The sequence below is a fragment of the Pseudonocardia sp. MH-G8 genome (assembly GCF_002262885.1).
Lineage (GTDB): Bacteria > Actinomycetota > Actinomycetes > Mycobacteriales > Pseudonocardiaceae > Pseudonocardia.
Window position 1 is genome coordinate 76670 of record NZ_NKYF01000002.1, and the last position, 1459, is coordinate 78128.

Consider the following 1459-nt stretch of genomic DNA (forward strand, 5'->3'; position numbering starts at 1 on the left):
GTTCAGGAGGGCTGCTCCCACCAGTTGCGGACCGCCCACAGCGGCGAGATCGGGCCGTGGCCCGCGCCGAGGGGGTAGGAGTGCCGCACGGCCTCGACGATGTAGCGCTTGCCGAACGCGACCGCCTCGGGCACGTCCATGCCGCGCGCGAGCCCCGACGCGATGGCCGAGGCCATGTTGTCGCCGCTGCCGTGGGTGTTGCCGGTGTCGAAGCGCGGCCCGGGCAGCTCGGTGAAGGTGTGGCCGTCGTAGAGAAGGTCGACGCAGACGTCGGTGTCCTCGCGCAGGTGCCCACCCTTGACCAGCACGTACTCGGGCCCGAACGCGTACATCACCTTCGCCGCCTCGTACTGGGCGGCGCGGTCGTGCACGTCCACGCCTGCCAGCAGCCGCACCTCGTCGAGGTTGGGGGTGGCCAACGTGGCACGGGGGAAGAGCAGGGTGCGGTAGGCGTCGAGGGCGGAGTCGGCGAGCAGCGGATCCCCGTGCATGGACGCCGCGACCGGGTCGATGACCAGGGGGATCCCGTCGCGCCCGATCCCGACGCGGTCGCAGGCGCCGACGATCGCCTCGATGATCGGCGTGTCGGCGAGCATGCCGGTCTTCGCGGCGCCCAGGCCGATGTCGGTGGCCACGGTCTCGATCTGCGCCGCGACGGTCTCGGGCGGAATCGGGTGGAAGTCGCTCACCCGCAGGGTGTTCTGCACGGTGACCGCGGTGACGGCCACGCAGCCGTGCACGCCGCACGCCGCCATCGCCCGCAGGTCCGCGGCGACGCCCGCGCCGCCCCCGGAATCCGTGCCCGCGATCGTGAGCACCCGCGGAGGGGTGGTTCCCACCGTCGGCAGAGCCATCTGTTGCCTCCCTACGCCGGCATTACCCGGACAGGTTCCTGCGGTCGGTGGCGCTCCAGCCACCCTCTCAGCCCGCTGCTGCGAGCTCCCGTCCGGCCGACCGTAACCCGATCCGGGAGCGGAGGGAAGATCTTCGGTCTCTCCGGTGTTGGATGCCCATATGCCACTGGACGGTGAGTTCGAGCTGAGCCCCGAGGGCTGGGTCCGCGACCAGACCCAGAAGATCCTCGAGACGGGTACGACCGAGAGCGTCGACATCAAGGGCAACGCAGTCGTGCTGATCACCATGCGCGGGGCCAAGAGCGGCAAGCTGCGCAAGGTGCCGCTGATGCGCGTGGAGCACGACGGTCGCTACGCGATCGTCGCCTCGCTGGGCGGCGCCCCGAAGCACCCCGTCTGGTACTACAACGTCAAGGCCGACCCGCACCTCGAGCTGCAGGACGGCACCGAGAAGGGCGACTTCGTGGCTCGCGAGGTCACCGGCGACGAGAAGGCGCAGTGGTGGGAGCGGGCCGTCGCGGCCTACCCCGACTACGCCGACTACCAGGAGAAGACCGATCGGCAGATCCCGGTCTTCGTGCTGGAGCCGACCGCGAGCTGATCGG

At 70.7% G+C, this 1459-nt stretch carries 2 protein-coding genes and 1 riboswitch; of the genes, one reads left to right on the forward strand and one right to left on the reverse strand.

Going from position 1 to position 1459, the window contains the following annotated elements; translation table 11 throughout:
- Positions 1 to 2: 2 nt before the first annotated feature.
- Entirely contained in the window at positions 3 to 854 is an 852-nt protein-coding gene (thiD, locus tag CFP66_RS07670; protein WP_094921762.1) for a bifunctional hydroxymethylpyrimidine kinase/phosphomethylpyrimidine kinase, read from the reverse strand.
- A riboswitch (TPP riboswitch) is annotated at positions 845 to 956 on the reverse strand. It overlaps the preceding gene by 10 nt.
- 58 nt (positions 957 to 1014) lie before the next feature.
- On the opposite strand from thiD, the gene CFP66_RS07675 reads away from it, so the two are divergent.
- Complete coding sequence (locus CFP66_RS07675) at positions 1015 to 1455, forward strand: nitroreductase family deazaflavin-dependent oxidoreductase (protein ID WP_094921764.1); 441 nt, start codon at positions 1015 to 1017, stop codon at positions 1453 to 1455.
- Positions 1456 to 1459: the final 4 nt, after the last annotated feature.